This is a genomic window from Pantoea sp. M_9 (assembly GCF_008631385.1).
GTDB lineage: Bacteria > Pseudomonadota > Gammaproteobacteria > Enterobacterales > Enterobacteriaceae > Pantoea > Pantoea eucrina.
In genome coordinates, this window is the sequence record NZ_VWUF01000001.1 from 62,808 (window position 1) to 85,516 (window position 22,709).

Below are 22,709 nucleotides of genomic sequence, written 5' to 3' on the forward strand. Positions count from 1 at the left end.
GCATTTATGCGGCCCGGGTTAAATCCCGTCGCGGCATCCGGTGAGGGGCGCATGAATGCGCCCCCTGCGGGTACAGAATCCAGCATTCTTGTAGGGGCCGCATTCATGCGGCCCGGGTTAAATCCCGTCACGGCATCCGGCGAGGGGCGCATGAATGCGCCCCCTGCGGGTACAGAATCCAGCATTCTTGTACGGGCCGCATTTATGCGGCCCGTGAAGGCGGATGTCTATCCCGGGCCAGGGCGCCATAAATGNATGCGGCCCGGGTTAAATCCCGTCACGGCATCCGGCGAGGGGCGCATGAATGCGCCCCCTGCGGGTACAGAATCCAGCATTCTTGTACGGGCCGCATTTATGCGGCCCGTGAAGGCGGATGTCTATCCCGGGCCAGGGCGCCATAAATGACGCCCCTACAAAATGACCCTGGCGGCCGGTGCTGACGAAACGGCGGGGGCTGGCTGCAGGCGTTTCTGTGGCTGCAGCAATGTCATGGCCAGCATGCTGACGAAGGCGATAACGGCAGTCACGGTAAACATGGCGTTATAGCCGTAATACTCCGCCAGCCAGCCGCACAGCATAGGGGAAATAATGGCGGCCAGATTCGCAATTGCCAGCGTCATCCCGCTGAATGCTCCCACCGACGCCTTTGGCGTAACGTCTATGACCACCGACCAGTAAACGTTATTGACCAGCGCATTGAGTGCGTTACCCAGCGTCATCAGGGCGATGATGGCGGCGGCCGAACCGGCAAACGGGATGGCCATAAAGCAGCAGGCGGTAGCGCAGAGCGTAATTGCCGCAAAACCATTGCGGGCCAGCCGCAGATTTCCGGTTCGCGCCAGCAAACGATCGGCGAGGCGCCCGCCAAGCAGCACCGTCAGACAGGCTCCGCTCCACGGGATCATGGCGATATACCAGAGCGAATGCAGGTCATAATGAAAATTATCCTGCAGATATTTTGGCAGCCAGGTGACCAGCGTAAAGGTGATATAGAGAAAACTGAAATAGCCCAGCGCATTACACACCAGCGTGCGGCTGGTGAAAAAGCGCCACCAGGGTAACGGGCGCTCATCATGCGCTTCAGCACGCTGCCCCTGCACGATCAGCGCGCGCTCAGCGTCGTTCGCCGCCGGATGCCGCTGCGGCGTATCGGCAAAGTAGCGGGCAAACAGCAGCATCGCCAGCAGCGAAAAGACGCCAAGCAGGATAAACATCATGCGCCAGTCGTTGGTCAGCAGCAGCAGGCCAACCGCGATGGGTGCGGTCAGCAGCGAGCCTACCTGTGTACTCAGCAGGCCGATGCCCAGCGCCATGCCGCGCTCATTATCCGGCGCCCAGTGCGCAATCGTCTTGTTCATCAGCGCGTAGGCAGGCCCCTCGGCAAAGCCAAACAGTACGCGCAGCGCGGCGAACCCCATAATGGCCGAGCCGCCAAACAGCGCCACGCCAATTTCACCTGCCCAGGCCGTAGCGATCTCCAGCAGCGACCAGAGCACGCCAGCCATCAGCCATACTTTGCGCGTGCCAAATCGATCGGCGAGAAAACCGCCGCAGAGCGAGCCAAACAGATAGCCAAAACCGAAGTAGCCCAGTACGGCGCCCAGCTCGACCTTACTGAAATGGAACTGCTGCGAAATGGCCTGCGCAGCGAAGGAGAGTGCACCGCGGTCAACGTAATTAATCAGCGCAATAAGGAACAATAATGAAAAGATACGGTAGCGGACAGCAGAGGCTTTCATGGCATAACTCCTGTGAAGAACACAGGAATGAGTAAGCAAAGGTAATGCCAGAATCTCTGGGCGGAGTCATATCAACGTAAAGAGGGATAAAGCCGGGCAGAACAGCAAGCACTTTATGCTTCGGGAAACGTAAAGGTTGCTGCGCTGCACCAGACTGGATGCTTAAGCGTGCATTGAGGGTGCAGAATCAGACAACGGGCTGCTGCAGAATCACGCCATTCACCATCGGCTCCTGAGGTAATCCGACATGCAGTAAAATCTGACCACGGTAGTGCTCATCCGTGTCGTGCTGATCGTCGCTCAGCAATACGCCCGCTTCATTGACATTCTTACCCGCGATTTCCGTTTTGGTACGCGCCGCGCTGCGCATCCACTCATATTCGATATCGATATGCCCGGTATCGATACAGCGGATCCCCTGCTGACTGAGATCGTAAGCCAGCACGGTTGCCGTCGGACCCAGCGAAATCAGCACCATGTCATATTCGTGGGCATGCGCCAGCACGCTGGTATAGAGCTGGTTATAGACTGAAAATGCATTACGGTTCAGCGTGGTAATACGCTTTATTTCGCGTGCGCCATCCATTAAGTCGTTACCGATACCCAGCCGGGTGCCGCTGCCTTCAACGATCAATATTTTTTTGTCGTAAAAAAGCTGCCTGAATTTAGCAAATACGCGGGTCGCCTGCTGTTTATCAATATAATCATGATAAGGACGCGTCACCGAAGTATTTCCATACTGATACGTTTTTTTTAATAAAGGCTCATAGCGGCGAAAGAAAAAAGCTTTATGAAAAAACCAGAACAGGGCTGAGCCAAAACGCATATTGCGGGTTGAGCGAAAAGCATCCGGCATGCAGAGCAGGCAGGGGTTACCTTCGCGCGTACCGCGCCGCATAATCTCTTTCAGTCTGATAGAAAGACGCTCATCAAATGACTGAAAGCCGATATTTTTAAACAGTGTCATCTCCAGTTCTCCATCCCCATACCGGCATACGGATAACCTGTCATTACTGAGCAGCAAATCGATTGTCTGTTCAGGTGACATAACCTGATATTGCCGCGCATGTGCCTGGGCAACCGGGAATTTTAACGCTGCGTGTGTAAATTTAAATGGAAATCGTATTTTCCGATAAAGGGAATCTGCGCTGATCATAATAACCTTCTTTTTATCTGCGGATCTGCTACAGAGCAGTCAGGTGATTTATATCACTCTTCCTGAAAAAACAGAGGCTGAGGAAATTCCCAAACTGAAATTACGCTGCGTTATTTAATCATTAAACTGCAACTCAACGTAAAGCCAATGGGAAGAATTGTCAGGCGCAGCGGCAAATTAAATGATTGCAGACAATTTACACCAGGATAATTCGTACACAGGCTACGCGAACCCGTTAATCAATTTCATCAAAACGTGTTGCGGGCACTATTGCACCTCATTTCAGCCATTGAGTGAGCCTGACGGTAATCATTTTTATGATGCCAGGCCTGTTATCGTGCACGCGCTTACGCCATCTGTTATGCCAGTGTGTTAGCAAAAGGTGCGCAATCGCAGCGGCAATGATTAATTAAATCCATCAAAATTAAACGTGATTTCAGTCACATGGTGAGCCTGCCGCTGCCGGCGAGCCTTAAGCAACGCTTGATTCATTAGCGGATCTGACAACACATAAACTCACGGGTTTTTACACGGTGCTTACATAAGTTAATATTTTGTTGGAATTGCTGCGATGTCGTAACGGCATAAACTAATGAACAAAACTGAGGGATTGGCATGATAACAAAACTCACCAGTATCGTAATGGCGATACTGGCGATAGCGCTGCTCTATATGGGTGGTCAGCTGTTACTCAATGGAGGCAGCGCGTTCTACGCGATAATGGGGGCAGGGTTACTGCTGACGGCTGTTTTACTGTTCCGTAAACAGCGCAGTGCGCTGACGCTCTATGCGGTCCTGATGTGGATCACGCTGGCGTGGATCGTCTGGGAAGCGGGATTTGATAAGTGGCAGTGGATCCCGCGCGGCGACTTGTTTGGCGTGATCGGTCTGTGGCTGGCGATGCCGTGGATTGTCAGGCCGCTTACCCGCGGCGAACGCCGTTTTCATCCGCTGCTGGGCGGCACCGTGGCGATTATGGTGCTGGTCGTCATCGGCCTCTGTTTTTACGATCCGCTGCCGCAGGCCGGCACCATCACCAATGCGCGCGAGCCGGTGAGCGAGCCTGGCGCAGAAAATGAGTGGGCTGCCTATGGCGGTACGCCAGCGGGTCAGCGCTTCTCAGCGCTGAAACAGATCAGCAAAGCGAACGTCAGTAACCTTGAAGTCGCCTGGGAGTATCATACCGGCGATATGCGTCAGGAGAGTGATGCCACCGAGTATACGTTTGAGGCGACGCCGCTGAAAGCCAACGATATGCTCTATCTCTGCACGCCGCATAATGAAGTCCACGCGCTCGATCCTGAAAGCGGGGCGGTGAAATGGAAATATACGCCGGAGAAAAACCGCTCTTACCTTCAGCAGCATCAGACCTGCCGCGGCGTCAGTTACTACGCCACGCCGGTTGCGCAAACCAGCAGCAATGCGCCTGCGCTTTGCCGTAAGCGTATCTTCAATGCCACTACCGATGCGCGCCTGATTGCGCTGGATGCCGACAGCGGCAAGCGCTGTCCTGATTTTGGCCGCGATGGCATAGTGGATCTGCGCGCAAATATGGGTGAGATCCGCCCGCACGCGCTGATGCAGACGTCTGCTCCGCTGGTGGCCGGTAATCTGGTGATCGTGGGCGGTTCGGTCATGGATAACGGCTTTGAGAAAGGCAATCCGTCCGGTGTCATCCGTGCCTATGACGCGCAGAGTGGCCGCCTGGTGTGGAATTTCGATCCGGCCACGCCGGATGCGACCGCGCCGATTGCCGCTGATAAGCGCTATCCGCAGGATACGCCAGTTGCCTGGGCAACGCTGAGCGCCGATGTCAAAAATGGCTTGGTCTACGTTCCCTTTGGCAACGCGTCACCGGATGAAGTGGGGATTGAACGCGACGCTGACAGCAACACCGAGAAGTTCCGCGACACGCTGGTGGCGCTGGATCTGCAGACCGGTGCGTTTAAGTGGCGCTACCAGAGTTCGCACCACGATTTGTGGGATCGCGATAACCCGTCACAGCCTTCACTGCTGGATATCGATTATCAGGGCCAGAAGCAGCCGGTAGTGATCCTGCCGACCAAAACCGGCAACCTGTTTGTGCTGAATCGTCTGACCGGCCAGCCGGTTTATCCGGTGAACGAAGTGAAAGTCTCGACTGAAGGCGGCGTTCCCGGCGAAAAATTTGCCGCCACGCAGCCGGTCTCCAGCCTGAACTTTATTCCGCAGGCGCTGACGGAAAAGTCGATGTGGGGCATTACGCCGTTTGACCAGATCGCCTGCCGGATCGATTTTCATCGTCTGCGCTATGATGGCAATCCGTGGACGCCAGCTACTGAAGCGGGCACGCTGGTGTTCCCGGGCAATATTGGCGTCTTTAACTGGGGATCTGTCGCGGTCGATCCGGAGCGCCAGATGCTGATCGCTGCGCCGGTACGCCTGGCGTATAAATATAATCTGATCAAGCGCACGCCGCAGACGGCAACTGAACGCCTGTTCACTAAAGATGGTCAGCCTTACTGGAATGAAAACTTTCACGGCGACTATGCGATCCACATTCAGCAGCTCGCGTCGGGTCTGGGTATTCCCTGCATTGCACCGCCGTGGGGCCGTCTGGTGGGGGTTGATCTGAAAACCGGGAAAACGGAGTGGCTGCGTCGTATCGGCACCACGAAGAACCTGAAAACCACTTTCCTGCCGGGCCGCTTCCCGCTGGGATTCCCGATGGGGATGGTGGCACACGGCGGGCCGCTGCTGACCGCAGGCGATCTGGTGTTCCACGGTGCTACGGCAGATAACTTCTTCCGCGCCTATGACAGCACCACCGGCGAGCTGTTGTGGCAGACCGAACTCAGCGCAGGCGCACAGGCCACGCCGTCAACCTATATGGGCAAAGATGGCAAACAGTATGTAGTAATCGCGGCGGGAGGGCACGGATCGCTCGGCACCAAAGCGGGCGACAGCGTGGTGGCGTTCCGTCTGAAGTAAAAAAAGGATAGTCCAGCAGCGTCCCGCCGCCCGGCGGGACGCTGCATCAGAGATTACGCTTTCGCACGTTCGCTCTGCACTTTCTGCGCAATACGATCGCCAATGGCCCGATCGATATTACGCCAGTACTCGAAGGCGCGCGACAGCACCGGCTCTTCCACGCCGTTAAGCAGGTGACCGGCCACGTTGTTTACCAGACGATCGCGTGCGGCATCATCCATCACTTTATTCACCAGCTGATTCGCCTGGCCGAAATCATCGTCATCTTTGCGCAGCGTATAAGGTGAACGCACCATATCGCCCTGCGACTGCCAGGTGGAGTCGGTAGGGTAGCGCTCGCCATCGGCCACCGGGCCACCTTTGGAATTGGGCGCATAGACCGGATCGGAGACCGGATTAATACGCATCGCACCATCTTTGCTGTAGCTGTTGACCGGCGCCTGCGGCGCGTTCACCGGGATCTGTTTATAGTTAACGCCAAGGCGTGCACGGTGCGCATCTGCATAGGCGAAAATACGGCCCATCAGCATTTTGTCCGGGCTCAGGCCGATACCGGGGACCAGGTTATTCGGCTCAAACGCCGCCTGTTCAATCTGGGCATGGTTATCGGTGGGGTTGCGATCCAGCGTCAGCTTACCGACTTTAATCAGCGGATAGTCGTCGTGCGGCCAGACTTTGGTCAGATCAAACGGGTTGTAGCGGTAGCTGTCCGCCTCCGCAAACGGCATGATCTGCATATAGAGTGTCCAGCTCGGAAAATTACCCTCTTTGATAGAATTAAACAGGTCGCGCGTATGGTAGTCGCCATCCTGACCGGCCAGCGTGTCGGCATTCTCCTGCGTCAGGAACTCAATGCCCTGATCGGTTTTGAAGTGATATTTCACCCAGAATTTTTCGCCTGCGGCGTTGACCCACATATAGGTATGGCTGGAGTAGCCGTTCATGTGGCGCCAGCTCTTCGGAATACCGCGGTCGCCCATCAGCCAGGTCACCTGGTGCGCAGATTCGGGTGAGAGCGTCCAGAAATCCCACTGCATATCGTTATCGCGCAGGTTGTTATCCGCCCGGCGCTTCTGCGAGCGGATAAAGTGCTGAAACTTCATCGGGTCGCGGATAAAAAACACCGGCGTGTTATTGCCCACCATGTCGTAGTTGCCTTCGGTGGTGTAAAACTTGATAGAGAAGCCGCGCGGATCGCGCCAGGTATCCGGGCTGCCGCGTTCACCGGCTACGGTGGAGAAGCGCATCACCACATCGGTGCGGGTGCCGGGCTGGAATACGGCGGCTTTGGTATAGCGGCTGACATCTTCTGTCACTTCAAAATGGCCAAATGCGCCGCTGCCTTTTGCATGGGGCTGACGCTCCGGAATACGCTCGCGGTTAAAGTTGGCCATCTGTTCAATCAGATAGTGATCGTGCAGCACCAGCGGACCATCAGGTCCGACCGACAGGGAGTGTTCATCGCTGGCTACCGGAATGCCCGCATCCGTAGTGGTCGGTTTGCGATTATCACTGCTCATAATATCTCCAGATCTTGTAAGGGTAATCTCAGCCTTTAAGCGTAGCAGCGTGCGCTGCGCTTGCCTGATTAGTTACGCAATCTGTAGCGAGCCACTGCTGCCCTGGCCGGAACACCCTGCGCGCCAGACAGAGGGGGGCGATCAGCGCTGCGCCGCGTGCTCGTAAAAATCTATCTTTTCTACTTTTGCCGCAGAACCGCCGCCCTCAAACTCCGCCGCCAGCCACGCATTCACGATATTTTTTGCCAGCTCCGGACCCACCACGCGCGCGCCCAGCGTCATGATCTGGGCATTATTGCTTTTACGCGCCCGCTCGGCAGAGAAGGTGTCGTGACACTGCGCTGCCCGCACGCCGGGTACTTTATTAGCCACAATAGCCACGCCAATACCGGTTCCGCAGAGCAGAATGCCGCGTTCAAATTCCTGACGCTGAATGGCAGTCGCCAGCGCCCAGGCGACATCCGGGTACATAGGGCGGGCGTTATCCGCATCGTTGGTAAAATCTGTCACGGTATAGCCCTGCGTTTCCAGCAGCGTCTTAATGATATTTTTCAGATCGACAGCCGCATCATCAGCACCGATTGCAATCGTTTTCATAGCGGTTCTCCGGTAAAGAAAAAGGGCCTGCATCCAGGCGTGGATCACAGCGTGCCACAGCACTAAACATTTGTTCAATGCATGTTCATTTGTAATATGGTGGTTTTGTGAGCGCGATCGCGATAGATGAGTCCGATGGCGAGTTTTAAGGCGCTGCAGGGCCTTGCGCCAGGTCACAGATCCTTTAAACGTACATTGAAACAGGTTCATTAATTCATTTAATGTTCATATGAACAAACGACCCTCAGGGTCAGAGCGCGCTATAACCCGGGAGCTGCATGATGTCTCAACCACAACGCTTACTTGGTGTCAGTCTGAAAATGTACTTTGGCTATCAGCAAACGTTGGCGTGGTGTCGCGAGGTCGCCAGACTGGCCGATCACCCGGCGATCGAAAGCGGCAGCGTCGGCCTGTTTATTCTGCCCGCCTATCCGGCGATCCCCGCCGTAGCAGAGATCTTCGCGAACACGCCGGTACGCGTTGGCGGACAGGATGTCTGCCAGGCGGAAAACGGTGCCTGGACCGGTGAAGTCAGCGCCAGCATGCTGCAGGAGCTGGGCTGTTCGCTGGCTGAAATCGGTCATGCGGAGCGGCGGCGACACTTCCGCGAGGATGCGGCGCAGATTGCCGCTAAAGTGGCGATGTCGCTGCAGCACGGGCTGACGCCGGTGCTCTGTATTGGCGAGTCAGAGCAGGGCACGCCCGCGGAGGCCATTGCGCTCTGTGCTGCGGAGCTTAACGATGCGCTGGCGCTGGCGGCGGCACGTGGCCTGCGGGGCGAGATTCTGTTTGCCTATGAACCCCAGTGGGCCATTGGCGCGCCGCAGCCAGCCCCCGATAGCTATATTCGTACCGTCTGCGCCGGGCTGCGGACGCTGCCGCTGCCCGCCGGTATTACGCTGAAGGTGATTTACGGCGGCAGCGCCGGACCGGGTCTGATCCAGCGGCTGGAGAGTGATGTGGATGGTCTGTTTCTTGGCCGCTTTGCTCACGACCCGCAGGCGCTGGCACAGATTATTGACGAGGCCAGCGCGCTCGCCGTTGGCATAGCGGGGCAGGCGAGATGAGTGTTATAACTTACGGCTGCTTACGATCGCGCTACACAGGACAGAGAAGAGATGGAGAATACCACGCCGGGTCAGGATGCTGAGCTGCTGACCGAGATTGCCGTCGCCTACTATCAGGATGCCATCACGCAGGAGGAGATCGCGCGTAAATTTGGTATCTCGCGCATCAAGGTCGGGCGACTGCTTAAACGCGCGCGCGAAGAGGGCATTGTGGAAATCAGCGTGCGCTACCATCCGGTTTTCAGTACCCGTCTTGAGCAGCAGCTGCAGCGCTCTTTTCCGCGCCTGCAGCGGGCGCTGATTGCGCTGGATTCCGCCGACAGCGATGAGCAGCGCCGTCAGGTAGCCGCGCTGGTGTCTGCCCATCTGGCGCAGACGCTGAAAGATAACGCTATCGTGGCGGTTGGACAGGGACGTAACGTGGCGGCAGTGGCCGATCATCCGGGTCAGGTGCCCGATCGCAACTGCCTGTTTATCAGCGGTATTGGCGGCACGCACCGCCCGGGTGACGCCATTAACGCCGATCACATCAGCCGCCGGCTGGCAAAAAAGTTTGGCGGCAGCAGCGAAACGCTCTATGCCCCCGCCTACGTGGAGAACCGCGCGCTGCGCGACAGCTTTATGCAGAACGGCACGGTAAAAGAGACGCTGGATCGCGCGCGTAAAGCGGATGTGGCGCTGGTGGGGATTGGGGATATGAATGAGAACAGCTACATGGTGAAGCTGGGCTGGTTTACCCCGCGTGAAATTATCGACGCCAGCGTTAATCAGGGCGTGACCGGTGATATTGCCGGCTATGACTTTTTCAACGCCCGCGGTGAAGCGGTGGAGACGGTCATGAATGAGCGCGTGATCGGGCTGAGCATTGATGAGCTGCGCCGGATCCCGTGCGTGATCGCCATAGCCGCAGAGAACACCAAGGCGATGGCGATACTCGGGGCGCTGCGCACCGGGGCCATCGATATCATCGCGACTTCGGCGCAGAATATCCGCACGGTGCTGAGCCTGGTACAGGCGCGCTGAAGCGCGCTTTAACGTGTCTGAACGCGCCGGATCGCAATCTCTTCGGCGCGCTGCAGCAGCTGCTGCAGATCGTCCTCATCGATATCCAGCAGGGGGCCGCTCTCCAGCGCCTGATGCAGGTCGTCGCGCGTGAGCGGAACCGGCATCGCCACCGGCTGCGGTTTCACCTCGGCGGCGGCCAGCAGATGAGGATAGCGGCGTCCGGCGAGGTTATTAAACACGATCGCCAGCAGCGCGAGGCAGACCGAGTTAAGCATCACCGGCGTCAGCACAAAGTGGTAGCCGAGCTGCGCCACGCTGCCGCCGCCAAGAATCGCCGTCAGCGCGACCGCGCCGCTGGGCGGGTGCAGACAGCGCAGCTGAAACATCACCGCAATAGCGAGACAGGCGGCAACTCCGCACGCCAGTGCCGGCTGCGGGATCAGCAGTGCCGTGGTCACGCCAATAACGCCGGCAACGAGGTTACCGCCAATAATCGACCACGGCTGCGCCAGCGGGCTATTGGGCAAGCCAAACAGCAGCACCGCAGACGCCCCCATTGGCGCGACAAACCACAGGTTTACCGCACCCAGCATCCAGTGGCTGATGAGGCTGGTCAGCATAAGACCCAGCCCGGCTCCGAGGCTGGCCAGCAGGCGCTGTCTGCGCGCCACGGGCAGGGGATGTGGCCAGAAGCGGGCCAGAAACAGGCGCAGCGAGGCCAGTCGGCTCGCCGGTTGCGGTTGCGTCATAGAAAATCCGTGAGAAGCCAGAAACAGTGGCCGGGGATTGTCGCCTGGCGTCTGACGCTAAACAACCCTGCTGTGTGCAGGGATTTATGCGCGCACGCGGAAGGTGCGACAGCCTTACGCAACGGCGGCAGTTGAGGTATAGTCCGTTTTTTTTCGGAGGAACCATGCTGCCTGACTTATCTACCCGCCTGAACAAATACATCAGCGAGAGCGGAATCTGCTCGCGCCGCGATGCCGATCGCTATATCGAACAGGGCAACGTATTTATTAACGGTAAACGCGCCGCCGTCGGTGCTCAGGTGTACGCCGGAGATGAGGTCAGGGTGAATGGCCAGCTGATTGAGCCGCGTGACGCCGACGATCTGGTGCTGATTGCGCTTAACAAACCCACCGGCATTGTCACCACCATGGAAGAGGGTGAGCGCGACAATATCGGCGACTTTGTGAACCACAGCAAGCGCGTTTTTCCTATCGGCCGGCTGGATAAGGATTCACAGGGGTTAATTTTCCTCACCAACCACGGCGATCTGGTTAACAAAATTCTGCGCGCCGGTAATAACCACGAAAAAGAGTATGTGGTGACGGTTGATAAACCGATCACCGATGAATTTATCGCGGGCATGGCGGGCGGCGTGCCGATGCTGGGCACGGTAACGAAAAAGTGCAAAGTTAAAAAAGAGTCGACGTTTGTGTTCCGCATTATTCTGGTGCAGGGGCTCAATCGCCAGATCCGCCGCATGACCAAACACTTTGGCTATGAAGTGACGAAGCTTGAGCGTACGCGCATCATGAACGTCAGCCTGAAGGGCATTCCGCTCGGCGAGTGGCGCGATCTCACTGATGATGAACTGATCGATCTGTTTAAGCTGATTGAGGATTCATCATCAGAAGATAACAAAACCCGGCAGGCGCAGGCGAAGAAAAAAACGGCGTCACCGGCGAAAAAAGCGCCCGCTGCGGCTGCAAAGCAGGGTGATAAAGCGGGGGGCCAGGGCGCGAATCGCAAACGCTTTACCCAGCCTGGCCGTAAGAAAAAGGGGCGTTAAGCCCCGGATTATCCGCCCGGCCTGCGGGCGGATCGGATTATTTATCGGTGCCAAACCCCTGTTTATGGAGCGCCGCCAGCACGTGCGGGAAGTAGATGTGCTGGTAGTAGCCGCTGACGCTGTCGCTCCAGCTCTCGCCATCGCTGCGGCCGGTAGTTTGCCAGTGCTGCACCAGCTGCGCGTTGTAATCAGCGATATGCTGCGGCAGATCCGCCTGCTGATAACGCTCTTCGTGGCGGAAAGTCGGCAGCGGCAGACGCGGCTTCTGGTGCGCAGGCTGGTCGACGTGGCCGATGACCACACCGGCAACCGGGAAGGTATAGTCGGGCAGATCCAGCAGCGCGATCATCGCTTCCGGATCGCGGCGGATGCCGCCAATCGGCACAATACCCAGCCCCTCAGCCCGCGCGGCGGCCATCACCGATCCCAGCGCAATGCCCACATCGGTGGCGCCGGATACCACGCTTTCAATACTCTGCTGCGCAACCTGTTCACGGCCGCTGGCTTCCATCGCCAGGCGCGACTTATGCATATCCAGCACAAAAGTCAGAAACACGGGCGCTTTCGCGATCCACGGCTGCCCGCCGGCAATGGCGGCAATCTGCTGGCGCTGTGCGGCGTCACGGGTGACGACAACGGATACCTGCTGGGAGTTTACCGAGGTAGGCGCGTAGTACGCCGCTGAAATAATTCGCTCAAGTACCGCATCCTCTACGGGCTGATCGGTATAACTGCGCTCACTCTTATGCTGAGCGAAAAGATCGATAATGGAACTCATGCTGCCTCCTGTTGTGGGGGAGAGAGCGTAGCAGGCCGGGTAGCGGGACGTTTTACCGTTATTGCCGTGAGGCAGAGGAGAGCGGTAATAAAAACCGGGTGCCGTGGCGGCACCCGGCCGGGACGTATTAGCTGACTTTCACCACGGTTTTACCGAAGTTTTTGCCATTGAGCATATCGAAGAACGCCTGCGGTGCGTTCTCCAGTCCCTCAATCACATGCTCGCGATAGTGCACCTTCTCCTGCTCAACCAGCGGCGTCATCGCTTTCAGGAACTCAGGATAGCGGTCGCCGTAATCCTGGAAGATGATAAAGCCCTGCATGCGGATACGGCGTTTCAGGATCCCCGCCATGATCAGCGGCGTGCGATCAGGCCCCGGCGGCAGGTCGCGGCTGCTGTAGCCCGAGACGAGGCCGCAGACCGGAACGCGGGCAGCGGTGTTCAGCAGCGGGAATACTGCGTCAAACACTTTACCCCCGACGTTCTCGTAATAGATATCGATACCGTCCGGGCAGGCGGCCGCCAGCTGGTCGGCAAAGTCATCACTGTGGTGATTGATACAGGCGGAGAAGCCGAGCTTTTCAATTGCATAGCGGCACTTCTCTTCGCCCCCGGCGACGCCCACCACGCGGCAGCCGTTGAGCTTGCCCAGCTGGCCCACGGTCGCGCCGACCGGACCGGTCGCCGCTGCAACCACCAGCGTTTCGCCCGCTTTAGGCTGACCAATGTCCATCAGCCCCATATAGGCGGTAAAGCCGGGCATGCCGAGAATGCCGAGCGCCCAGGAGGGGTGAGCCAGCTCGCCGAGCTTTGCCACGCCTTCGCCATCAGAAACCGCATAGGTTTGCCAGCCGCTCTGGGACAGCACCCAGTCGCCCGCTTTAAAATCGCTGTGCTTTGACGCCTCAACCTGACACACCGTGCCGCCAACCATCGGCTGGTCGAGTTCCGCTGGCGGCGCATAGGATTTACCGTCATCCATGCGGCCACGCATATAGGGATCCAGCGACAGCCACACCGTGCGCAGCAGCATCTCACCCTCTTTAATTTCCGGCACCGGTTGTTCCACCAGCCGGAAGTTCTCTTTTACCGGTTCGCCCTCGGGACGGGAAGCCAGCAGCCAGGCCTGGTTTGATACAGCGTGTTGCGACATAGTTACCTCTCTTATGACAAACGGGTGAGGCAAGTGTAGCTGAGGATGCGCGCGCTGCTGTTAGCGGATATTGCGCGAGCGGTCTGCCGCAATAGTTTGTCACTCATTCGCTGAAGGGTGTTATATAAGAGCAACCCAGTACCAGATTACACCCCGGGCCGTGCTGCTTCGCATGTGCCGTTTCCTGACCCCGGAGATCGTTATGATAAAACCGTTACGCGCCGCGCTGCTGCTGGCGACGCTGGCAGGCAGTACGCCGCTGCTGGCGCAGACTTACGTCTATGTTTCAGAAGCCGGCGACGGTACGATTGCGCGCTACAGTCTGGATCAGCACGGTGCCCTGCACCTGCTGGGCCATACCCCGGCGGACGGCAAGGTGATGCCGCTGGCGCTCAGCACAGATAAAACCCATCTTTATGCGGCGATCCGCAGCAAGCCGCTGCAGCTGGCAAGCTGGGTGATTGACCGCCACAGCGGCGACCTGACGCAGAAGCAGCAGGTGCCCGCCGCGGCCAGCTATCCCTGGATCGTCGCTGAGCCGCAGGGACGTTTTCTGCTGGCAGCCTCGTATGATGGTAACGTCGTTGATGTATACCGGCTGACGCCGGAAACGAAACTGAGCGCACCGCCGGTGAGCCGTTACGCCACCGGGCCTGCCGCTCACTCGGCCATCGCCGACCCAACCGGCAAAACGGTCTATGTCGGCAACCTCGGCACCGACCGCGTGCTGCAGCTGACGCTGAGCGACAGCGGCACGCTGGCCGCGCTCGGCAGCGGGTATGTCGCTACGGCTAAAAACAACGGCCCGCGCCACTCGGTAATATCCGCAGACGGGCGCTTTCTGTATAACATTGGCGAAATGGGCGGGGTGATCACGCAGTTCCGGCGCGAGGCGAACGGGGCGCTGGTAAAAGTTGCTGAATCCCCCAGCGCGGTTGCCGCCTCTTATCATCTGGCCGAGGGGCGCGAACGGCCGCCGGGATACAGCGATCCCACGCCGCGTATCTGGGCCGCCGATATTCATCTTACGCCGGACGGGCGCTTTCTCTACGTCAGCGAGCGCACCAGCAGTACGCTGAGCAGCTACCGTGTGGATCCAGAGAGCGGGGCGCTGACGCTGGCGGGCAGCTGGCCGGTGGAGAAGCAGCCGCGCGGATTTGCCATTACCCCGGATGGACGCGGGCTGGTGGTCAGCGGCGAGAAGAGCGCAGTGATTGGCAGTTATCGCATCGATCCGCAAAGCGGGGCGCTGACGCGCACCGGTGAAGCGCCGGTGGGCAGCGATGCCAACTGGGTAACGATTGTGCACTACTGACGGCTGTGCAGCCGTTGGTCTGCACAAAATAATTTTATGGAGCCGCCGCACAGCCGAGAAATGTGATCGCCGACACATTTTATCTGTTAACCGGACGATCCCCTCCGGTGCCGTGCAGCCACTACGCTGGCCGCTGCGGCACCGGCAGCTTCGATAAGCGGCGTTAACGGATCACCGTACGCGCGGGGCGTATCATCCAGCATAAATTTTGATGGCGAAACAATTTGTCGTAGTTATCTGCGTGAGCGCAGGTAGCAATCTGGCAGGATACGCCGCACTTAGTGCCTTCTGGTCCCTGTGACATGCCGTGGCTTACCCGACCCGCTCTGTTCTTTGCCGTAAAAACCACGCTCGCTGCGTTTCTGGCGCTCTGGCTGGCGCTGGAGATTAACCTGGATCGCCCCGCCTGGGCGCTGACGACGGTGTTTGTCGCTTCGCAGCTCTACTCCGCCTCGACTATCTCCAAATCGCTGTTTCGTCTGCTCGGCACGCTGCTGGGCGGCCTGTTTATCTTTCTGATTTTTCCGCTGACGGTGGCGCATCCGCTGCTGTTCAGCCTGGTGATTTCGCTCTGGGTCAGCGGCTGTCTCTGGCTCTCACTGCATGATCGGACGCCCAAAAGCTATGTGTTTATGCTGGCGGGCTACAGCGCGGCGATTATGGGGTTTCCGGAAGTGTACACGCCGTGGGGCATTACCAGCACGGTGCTGTCGCGTATTGAAGAGATCACCTTAGGCATTGTCTGCAGCAGCCTGATACACGGCCTGCTGTTTCCGGTCTCCATGCGCAGCCTGCTGGAGCAGAGCGTGACGCAGTGGTATCTCACCGGCCGCCGGCTCTGTCACGATCTGCTCTCCGGGCCGGTTAGCGCCGTCTCGCCCGAGCGGGAAGCGATCCTGACACAGATGGCTACCGCACCGCAGCAGGTGGAAATTCTGATCACCCACTGCGTCTATGAGGGTGACGCTGCCCGCCGGCTGATCCGCTTAGTCAGCGCGCAGTATCAGCATCTCTCCTATCTTATCCCGACGCTGACCGCCATCGAGCTGCGCCTGCAGCGCCTCGCCGCGCGCAATATCCTGCTGCCTGACTATGTGGCACAGGGATTTCAGCAGTTCCTGCAGTGGCTCAGCGACGGTGAGGCGCCGGGCGATGTGATCGGCATTCAGCTGGAGCTGACGCACCGGCAGGCGCAGGTCAACGCAGCGTGGCGCGCCGGCGAGCTGCCGGTGGAACACTGCCTGCTGCTGAGCGGGCTGCTGGAGCGCATGATCGACTTTGTGCGCATCGCCGGGGCGTATCAGAGCGTCAGTGGCATGGTGAGCGATCTGTCGGGTGACACGACGCTGGCGCGCGGCAGACGCACCCACCGCTTCTTTGATCGCGGGCTTATCCGTCTTTCGGCGCTGACCGCTTTCTGCGCCACCTTTGGCAGCTGCCTGCTGTGGATGGGAAGCGGGTGGCGCGACGGCGCCTCTGCCCCGGTTATGGCGGCGATCCTGAGCTCTTTTTTCGCCAGCCTCGATACGCCGCTCACCTCGATGAAGCTGTTCGTGCGCGGCGTGCTGATCGCCATTGGCATCAGCCTGGTGTATGTCGCGCTGCTGCTGCCGCAGGCGACCTCGTTTGAGGCGCTGATCATCTGCATGGCGCCGGGGCTTATTGTGCTGGCNGATACGCCGCTCACCTCGATGAAGCTGTTCGTGCGCGGCGTGCTGATCGCCATTGGCATCAGCCTGGTGTATGTCGCGCTGCTGCTGCCGCAGGCGACCTCGTTTGAGGCGCTGATCATCTGCATGGCGCCGGGGCTTATTGTGCTGGCGCTGACGATCGCCCGCCCGGCAACCAACCTGACTGGCCTGAGCGTGGCGATTCAGATCCCGGGACTGATCGGTTTTGGTCACCATCTGCAGCCGGATCTGGTGCTGCTGGTGAACAACGCCATCGCCTCGGTGACCGGTGTCCTGTTTGCCGCCATCGCCACGGCCATTATGCGTAACAAGCGGCCGTCGTGGAGCGCGCGGCGTGCGGTGCGGCGCGGACTGCGCGAGCTGCTGCGCTTTATTAAGGAGATTGAGCGCAACGGCTCATCGCTGCCGGCCCGGCAGCGCTTTATCAGCCTGATGCTGGATAAGGTCAATATGGTGCTGCCGCGTCTGCGTCTCGATCCGCAGTCAGATATGAGCAGCGCCGGTATGCTGCTTAATGAGGTGTGGCTGGGCGTCAACAGCTTCGACTACTACGCGCGGCACCGGGTGCTGCTGGGTAATTACCTGCTCGACAGCGGGGCGTTTTTCTATGAGCTGGGACGCTTTCTGAAGCAGCGGCTGAAGTCGCTGCAGAGCGCCCCGCACGCTGAACTGCAGCAGACGCTTGATCTGCTGCTGCTGCAGCTGGAAGCGCTGGCGCTGGACGATGAGCGCCTGTTTACGCCGCTGTTTCATCTGTTCAGCGTCCGGCTTTATCTGTTTCCGCAGCTGGCGTGGCCGGAGCCGACCGCCGGCCAGCGCGCCGCCCTGCAGCAGCACGCTCTGCGCCTGCGCACTCAGCCATCCCAGCTGTAGCCGCCCGGCACGCGCGCAAAGCCAGCCGGTTTCAGCAGCGCCGTCAGCGGCGACTGGCTGGCCGGAGAGCCATCAATCTGCTCCAGCGTAAAGCGCAGGCGCGGCTCGCGCCGGAGGGCCGTGGCTAGCGCGCCAAGCGCCTGCTGCAGGATCTCCGGTGATGCACCGGCCGTAAAAGTATGCAGCTGTTTGCCGCCGGGCGGCAGCCAGAGCAGCGGCCCTCCCTGAAACAGCACCACCCAGCTGCCGCTGCGCCGCAGCGGTTTTGTCCCGGAGAGGGTCAGCGGCCACGGCAGCAGGGTGCCGAACGGATTAGCCGGATCCAGCGTAGCCAGCGCCAGCGTCGCAGCGGACGGCGCGCGCTGCAGCTGACGGATACGCTCAATCAGCGCCGGCTCAGCGAACTGCGCGGCCCCCATGCCGCTGACAAAGCGCCCGCGCAGCAGGTGTCCGGCATCTTCCATCGCGCGCAGCACCGGCTGCAGCGCCGGAAAACCACCGGGGATCGCGCTGCTGCGCGCAGCGCCGTGCGTTGCCACGCCGCTGCGGTCCAGCAGGGCGCGGGTCAGCGTCAGCGCCCGCACCGTATCGGACGCCGGTCTGATGTTCAGCAGCGTCCAGCTGCCGGGCAGCGTCACGGTGGCGGTCAGGGCCGGACGCCCGCCGCCGCCGGGTGCCGCGCCAAAATGGCGTCCGGCCATGCGGCGACGGCGTGCCGGACGCGGTTTGCTGCGCAGCGGTGGCATCCGCAGCGGCTGCCAGCTCTGCGACGTGATCCAGCCACGCCACACCAGATCCCACAGCGCCGCGTCGGTATCCGGTGACGCGCCTTCACCGGCGTCGCTCTCTGTGGCGAGCTGCAGCTGCCGGAAGGTTGCGCTGCCGTGCTGCTGCAGGTGCGCCACAATCCGCTGCTGCAGAGGTGACAGCGTCACGAGTTGCGTCTCCGCCGGCGGCGTCATGATTGCGGCAGCGGCGTCAGCCGGGCAGAGTTCCACCCGCTCCTGTCGCGTGCCAGCTGCGCGGCTGCCGCGCCAGAGCACTTCGCCGCTCGCCAGCAGTTTGTCCAGCAGCGCGGGCTGGTAATCAGCGATACGCGCCGGGAAAATCTGGCTCTCCCACAGCCCGGCAGGCAGGGCCACTCCGGCCAGCTGCGCGATCACCCGGCGCAGACCCGCTGCGCCGCTGAGCGGGGCGGTAAGCGCGTGGCGCTCCGTCAGCGCCTGCACCCAGGCCGCCGGCGCAGCGGGCTGGGTCGCCTCACGCGCCGCCTGCAGCGATGCCAGCCGCAGGCGCCGGAATACCGGCGCGGCGATCCACTGCACCCCGCCGGAGGCGGGTTCGCTTCTGACAACGCCCGGCGTCTCCGCCAGTAGTCTCTCTGCCGTGCCGGCGTCGAGGCCAAAATGCCGGGCGACCTGGCTGGCTCTCACCAGCGTGTGCGTCTGCAGATAGCGGCTGACCAGCCCCTGCAGCGGGCGAACCGCGCTTTCCGGCACTGCGCTGCCGCCAGCGGAGAGCGCCTGCAGGCGGGCGGCATCTTCTGCGACCGCAAAACAGGTCTGTGAACCAGACGTAACCGGCAGGATCCGGCCCGCCTGCTGCAGGGTCTCCAGCACGTCGGCCAGCGGCGGCGCGCCCCGGTAGCGCCGGGCTATCTCTTCGGCGCTGAGCGGCCCCAGTTCGCGCAGCAGATCCACCACCGTCTCCTCGCCGGTAGCCTGGCGCGCTGGCGTCAGGCGCTGCAGCAGCGCTTCCGTCTGCGCAATGACGTTTGCGTCCAGCAGCTGCTCTGGCGGCAGCGCCCCGATCAGCTCGCTGAGCAGTGACGTATCCAGCGCCAGCAGTGCGGCCAGCTGCTCAGCCTGTGGCACCGCCCGGCGGTCGGCGTCAGCCAGATGGCCGGTCAGCAGCGCGGCAGCGAAGGGCGAGGGCGCGTCAGTGGTCACCTCGCGCAGCTGCACCTCTCCGGCGCGGATCTGCGCCATCAGCTGCTGCAGCGCGGGCAGATCATAGACATCCTGCAGGCATTCACGCGCGGTTTCCCGCAGCAGCGGAAAATCCGGGAACGGCCGCACGGCGTCAAACAGCTCTGCGGCGCGCAGCCGCTGCTGCCAGAGCGGGGTGCGCTGCCCGGCACGCTGACCCGGCAGCAGCAGGGCGCGAGCGGCGCATTCGCGAAAGCGGGCGGTAAACAGCGGCGATCCGCTGACGGCGCGGCTGACCCGCTGCTGTAACTCATCCGGCGTAAACTGCAGCCAGTCGGTAAGTGAAAACGTGGCATGCGGCGGCAGACGCGTCACAATGCCGTCGTCGCTGGCGACCACGTCAGCCGTCATGCCGTGCTGTTCCGCGAGCCGATCGGCCAGCGCCAGCGCCCAGGGCGCGTGTACGCGTCTGCCCCACGGCGAGTGCAGGATAATGCGCCAGTCGCCGCTGTCGTCCGCACAGCGCTCAATCAGCAGCGTGCGATCGTCCGGCAGCTGCCCGGTCGCCACCTGTTGCTCACGCAGCAGCGTCTGCAGATTACGCCGGGCGTGCGCGTCCAGCGCCGGATCTTCTGCCGTGCCGTTTGCAATCTCACGCAGATAGCGGCCGCGTGCCGCGCCGAGCGAGGCGGCGCGTCCGGGCGCATCCGCCTGCCAGAACGGCAGCCGTGCGGTGCGTCCCGGTGCCGGTGTGACAATCACCCGGTCGCGCATAATCTGCTGAATACGCCAGGTTGTGGCTCCCAGCGTCACGATGTCATTGACGCGCGAGCCGTAAACCATCTCCTCATCCAGCTCGCCCACGCGGCGGGTGCCGGCCTGCGCCTCACCCTCCGGCAGCATCACGCTGACGCTGCCGCGATCGGGAATGGCGCCGGCGTGCATAATCGCCAGCAGCTTTGCGCCGGGCCGGGCGGTGATGCGATCCGTCTGCTGATCCTGGATCAGGCGCGGGCGCAGCAGGGTAAAAGCGTCAGTGCCGTCGCGTCCCGTCAGCATCGCCAGCACCGCATCATAATCGTGCCGCGACAGCGTCAGAAAAGGCGCGCTGCGCGTGACCTGCTCAAACCAGCGGCTGGCGTCCAGCGGCGCTATGGCAGCAGCAGCGATGGTCTGCTGGGCAAGAATATCCAGCGGGTTCTCCGGCACGGTCAGCGGCTCCGTTTCGCCCGCCAGCATCGCCGTGACGATCACCGCCGTCTGCAGCAGATCGCTGCGCGATCGGGGCCAGAACTCCCCCTGCGGCGTGCTGCCCGGCCGGTGTCCGGCGCGCCCGGTGCGCTGCAGGGCGCTGGCCACCGACGGCGGCGTACCGACCTGAATCACCTGTCCGACGCTGCCCATATCGATCCCCAGCTCCAGGCTGGAGGTGGCCACCACGCAGCGCAGCGCACCGCTCTTCAGCGCACTCTCGATCAGCAGGCGATGCTCCCGGGCAACGGAGCCGTGGTGCGCGCGTGCGATCTCTGCGGCGTCGTCGTGCTGCTGCTGCCAGCGGGCGTTAAGGCGCGCCGTCAGCTTCTCCGCCAGCGCGCGCGAGTTGGTAAACACCAGCGTGGTGTGATGGCGCAGCACCGCGGCCAGTATTCCCGCTTCCAGATGCGGCCAGAGCGCGCCGGCTTCGCTTTCGCTTCCCGGCAGCGGCGGGGGCGCCGTAAGATCCGGCACCGGAACCGTAACGCGAAGCTGCAGCGGGCGCGGCAGCGGCGGGTTGACGATAGTGACCGGGCGGCAACCGGCCAGAAAGCGCGCCACGGTCTCCGGCGGGTTTACCGTTGCGGATAATCCGATACGCTGCGCCGGCCGGGCCAGCTGCGCATCGAGCCGCTCCAGCGACAGAACCAGATGGGCGCCACGTTTGTTGCCCGCCAGCGCATGAATTTCATCAACGATGACGCTGGTGACGCCGCGCAGCGTATCGCGCCCCTGCGAGGTGAGCAGCAGATAGAGCGACTCCGGCGTGGTGATCAGGATATCGGGCGGATGGCGGCGCAGCGCTGCCCGCTCGCGCGCCGGGGTATCGCCGCTGCGGATCCCGCAGCGGAGCGCGATGGCCGGCTCGCCCTGCTGCTGACGACAGGCGCTGACGCCCGCCAGCGGCAGCTGCAGGTTGCGCGCCACGTCGGCGGCCAGCGCTTTAACCGGCGAGATATAAAGCACGCGCGTGGTTTCTTCGCGCGCGACGGCGGCATCCGGACTGCGCTCGCGAAACAGCGCATCGATGGCGTGCAGAAACGCCGCCAGCGTTTTGCCGGAGCCGGTCGGCGCCACAACCAGCGTATGGCTGCCGCCGGCGATCGCCTCCCAGGCCGCCTGCTGAACCGGCGTCGCCTGATCGAACGTCTGCGTAAACCACAGGCGCGTGGCGGGTAGAAAGTGCGACAGCGGTGGGACAGACATCCCGGACTCCTTGCGGGTAAGAGGGCGCGATTAGCAGTGTAGTCGCCCGCGCGCGGCTGAACAGGTTATATACTTGATGCTCAGCGATTTATTACGGGAGCTTGTTATGAACAGCGTAAAAATGGCGTTACTGGCGCTGGCGCTGCCGGTCAGCGCGCTGGCCGCGCCGGTATTTACCCTGCAGTCGCCCGATTTTCAGGATGGCGGTATGCTGCAGAAGGCGTTTGCCGGCAATAAACCGGGCAATCCGGCGTGCAGCGGCGAGAACCTCTCACCCGCCTTCAGCTGGCGCGACGCGCCGCCGGGCACGCGCAGCTTTGCGCTGCTGATGACCGATCCGGTGGGTGCGAAGGGACTCGGCGTGGTGCATATGGTCGCCTATAATATTCCGGCGGAGCGGCAGCAGTTTGCGCGTGGCGAGCTGAGCAGGGGAACCGGTTATACCGGCGGCACCAACAGCCCCGGCACGGCGCACTACTATGGACCCTGTCCGCCTGCGGGCAGCGGCATGCATCACTACAATTTTGTGATTATCGCCACCGATCTGCCGCCGGACAGGCTGCCGGCCGGGCTGACGCATGATGCGCTGATCGCTCAGCTTAAAGGTCACGCGCTCGCCGGCGCTACCCGCGTCGGTCGCTTTACCAACGATGAGTAAACCG

At 61.0% G+C, this 22,709-nt stretch carries 15 protein-coding genes; 7 read left to right on the forward strand and 8 right to left on the reverse strand.

Translation table 11 applies throughout. The annotated features are described in order from the left end of the window. Positions 1 to 410: 410 nt before the first annotated feature. Both F3I15_RS00265 and F3I15_RS00270 read right to left on the reverse strand, forming a co-directional pair. Positions 411 to 1,739, reverse strand: coding sequence for an MFS transporter (locus F3I15_RS00265; RefSeq protein WP_150016110.1), 1,329 nt, complete (start codon positions 1,737 to 1,739; stop codon positions 411 to 413). A gap of 187 nt (positions 1,740 to 1,926) precedes the next feature. Next, a complete protein-coding gene (locus F3I15_RS00270) occupies positions 1,927 to 2,895 on the reverse strand; it encodes a GT-D fold domain-containing glycosyltransferase (RefSeq protein ID WP_150016111.1) in 969 nt (322 codons plus the stop codon). A 615-nt stretch (positions 2,896 to 3,510) separates the two neighbouring features. Here F3I15_RS00270 and F3I15_RS00275 point away from each other — a divergent pair. Next, positions 3,511 to 5,865, forward strand: coding sequence for a membrane-bound PQQ-dependent dehydrogenase, glucose/quinate/shikimate family (locus F3I15_RS00275; protein WP_150016112.1), 2,355 nt, complete (start codon positions 3,511 to 3,513; stop codon positions 5,863 to 5,865). Positions 5,866 to 5,918: 53 nt separating this feature from the next. On the opposite strand, the gene F3I15_RS00280 is transcribed toward F3I15_RS00275, so the two are convergent. Both F3I15_RS00280 and F3I15_RS00285 read right to left on the reverse strand, forming a co-directional pair. Further along, complete coding sequence (locus F3I15_RS00280) at positions 5,919 to 7,385, reverse strand: catalase (RefSeq protein WP_150016113.1); 1,467 nt, start codon at positions 7,383 to 7,385, stop codon at positions 5,919 to 5,921. Between the two features lie 141 nt (positions 7,386 to 7,526). After that, entirely contained in the window at positions 7,527 to 7,982 is a 456-nt protein-coding gene (locus F3I15_RS00285) for an RpiB/LacA/LacB family sugar-phosphate isomerase (RefSeq protein WP_150016114.1), read from the reverse strand. Between the two features lie 281 nt (positions 7,983 to 8,263). Here F3I15_RS00285 and F3I15_RS00290 point away from each other — a divergent pair, with 281 nt between their 5' ends. Beyond that, positions 8,264 to 9,049: a triose-phosphate isomerase family protein gene (locus F3I15_RS00290; protein WP_150016115.1), complete on the forward strand. Its 786-nt coding sequence runs from the start codon at positions 8,264 to 8,266 to the stop codon at positions 9,047 to 9,049. A gap of 51 nt (positions 9,050 to 9,100) precedes the next feature. Next, complete coding sequence (locus tag F3I15_RS00295; protein ID WP_039384324.1) at positions 9,101 to 10,072, forward strand: sugar-binding transcriptional regulator; 972 nt, start codon at positions 9,101 to 9,103, stop codon at positions 10,070 to 10,072. 8 nt (positions 10,073 to 10,080) lie between these two features. Here the strand turns inward: F3I15_RS00295 and F3I15_RS00300 are convergent, their stop codons facing one another. Beyond that, the gene (locus tag F3I15_RS00300; RefSeq protein ID WP_150016116.1) at positions 10,081 to 10,803 is read right to left on the reverse strand and encodes an HPP family protein; all 723 of its coding nucleotides are present in this window, start codon (positions 10,801 to 10,803) and stop codon (positions 10,081 to 10,083) included. A 164-nt stretch (positions 10,804 to 10,967) separates the two neighbouring features. On the opposite strand from F3I15_RS00300, the gene rluF reads away from it, so the two are divergent. Further along, a complete protein-coding gene (rluF, locus tag F3I15_RS00305; RefSeq protein WP_150016117.1) occupies positions 10,968 to 11,849 on the forward strand; it encodes a 23S rRNA pseudouridine(2604) synthase RluF in 882 nt (293 codons plus the stop codon). A 37-nt stretch (positions 11,850 to 11,886) separates the two neighbouring features. Here the strand turns inward: rluF and F3I15_RS00310 are convergent, their stop codons facing one another. Both F3I15_RS00310 and F3I15_RS00315 read right to left on the reverse strand, forming a co-directional pair. After that, positions 11,887 to 12,627: a nitroreductase family protein gene (locus tag F3I15_RS00310; protein WP_150016118.1), complete on the reverse strand. Its 741-nt coding sequence runs from the start codon at positions 12,625 to 12,627 to the stop codon at positions 11,887 to 11,889. A 127-nt stretch (positions 12,628 to 12,754) separates the two neighbouring features. Continuing rightward, entirely contained in the window at positions 12,755 to 13,780 is a 1,026-nt protein-coding gene (locus F3I15_RS00315) for an NADP-dependent oxidoreductase (protein ID WP_150016119.1), read from the reverse strand. Between the two features lie 202 nt (positions 13,781 to 13,982). Between F3I15_RS00315 and F3I15_RS00320 the strand changes: the two genes are divergently transcribed. Both F3I15_RS00320 and F3I15_RS00325 read left to right on the forward strand, forming a co-directional pair. Next, positions 13,983 to 15,095: a beta-propeller fold lactonase family protein gene (locus F3I15_RS00320; protein ID WP_150016120.1), complete on the forward strand. Its 1,113-nt coding sequence runs from the start codon at positions 13,983 to 13,985 to the stop codon at positions 15,093 to 15,095. Between the two features lie 302 nt (positions 15,096 to 15,397). After that, a complete protein-coding gene (locus tag F3I15_RS00325) occupies positions 15,398 to 17,659 on the forward strand; it encodes an FUSC family protein (RefSeq protein WP_150016616.1) in 2,262 nt (753 codons plus the stop codon). On the opposite strand, the gene F3I15_RS00330 is transcribed toward F3I15_RS00325, so the two are convergent. Continuing rightward, positions 17,641 to 22,047 carry an ATP-dependent helicase gene (locus tag F3I15_RS00330; RefSeq protein WP_150016121.1) on the reverse strand — a complete coding sequence of 1,469 codons (4,407 nt, stop codon included), beginning with the start codon at positions 22,045 to 22,047 and terminating at the stop codon, positions 17,641 to 17,643. The genes F3I15_RS00325 and F3I15_RS00330 overlap by 19 nt on opposite strands. A gap of 106 nt (positions 22,048 to 22,153) precedes the next feature. Between F3I15_RS00330 and F3I15_RS00335 the strand changes: the two genes are divergently transcribed. Continuing rightward, positions 22,154 to 22,705 carry a YbhB/YbcL family Raf kinase inhibitor-like protein gene (locus F3I15_RS00335; RefSeq protein ID WP_039384342.1) on the forward strand — a complete coding sequence of 184 codons (552 nt, stop codon included), beginning with the start codon at positions 22,154 to 22,156 and terminating at the stop codon, positions 22,703 to 22,705. Positions 22,706 to 22,709 lie beyond the last annotated feature (4 nt).

Coding starts and splice junctions, on each gene's coding strand:
- F3I15_RS00275 (WP_150016112.1), top strand. CDS start 3,511: ATGATAACAAAACTCACCAGTATCGTAATGGCGATACTGGCGATAGCG.
- F3I15_RS00330 (WP_150016121.1), bottom strand. CDS start 22,047: ATGTCTGTCCCACCGCTGTCGCACTTTCTACCCGCCACGCGCCTGTGG.
- F3I15_RS00265 (WP_150016110.1), bottom strand. CDS start 1,739: ATGAAAGCCTCTGCTGTCCGCTACCGTATCTTTTCATTATTGTTCCTT.
- F3I15_RS00290 (WP_150016115.1), top strand. CDS start 8,264: ATGTCTCAACCACAACGCTTACTTGGTGTCAGTCTGAAAATGTACTTT.
- F3I15_RS00285 (WP_150016114.1), bottom strand. CDS start 7,982: ATGAAAACGATTGCAATCGGTGCTGATGATGCGGCTGTCGATCTGAAA.
- F3I15_RS00310 (WP_150016118.1), bottom strand. CDS start 12,627: ATGAGTTCCATTATCGATCTTTTCGCTCAGCATAAGAGTGAGCGCAGT.
- F3I15_RS00270 (WP_150016111.1), bottom strand. CDS start 2,895: ATGATCAGCGCAGATTCCCTTTATCGGAAAATACGATTTCCATTTAAA.
- F3I15_RS00280 (WP_150016113.1), bottom strand. CDS start 7,385: ATGAGCAGTGATAATCGCAAACCGACCACTACGGATGCGGGCATTCCG.
- F3I15_RS00335 (WP_039384342.1), top strand. CDS start 22,154: ATGAACAGCGTAAAAATGGCGTTACTGGCGCTGGCGCTGCCGGTCAGC.
- F3I15_RS00320 (WP_150016120.1), top strand. CDS start 13,983: ATGATAAAACCGTTACGCGCCGCGCTGCTGCTGGCGACGCTGGCAGGC.
- rluF (WP_150016117.1), top strand. CDS start 10,968: ATGCTGCCTGACTTATCTACCCGCCTGAACAAATACATCAGCGAGAGC.
- F3I15_RS00315 (WP_150016119.1), bottom strand. CDS start 13,780: ATGTCGCAACACGCTGTATCAAACCAGGCCTGGCTGCTGGCTTCCCGT.
- F3I15_RS00300 (WP_150016116.1), bottom strand. CDS start 10,803: ATGACGCAACCGCAACCGGCGAGCCGACTGGCCTCGCTGCGCCTGTTT.
- F3I15_RS00295 (WP_039384324.1), top strand. CDS start 9,101: ATGGAGAATACCACGCCGGGTCAGGATGCTGAGCTGCTGACCGAGATT.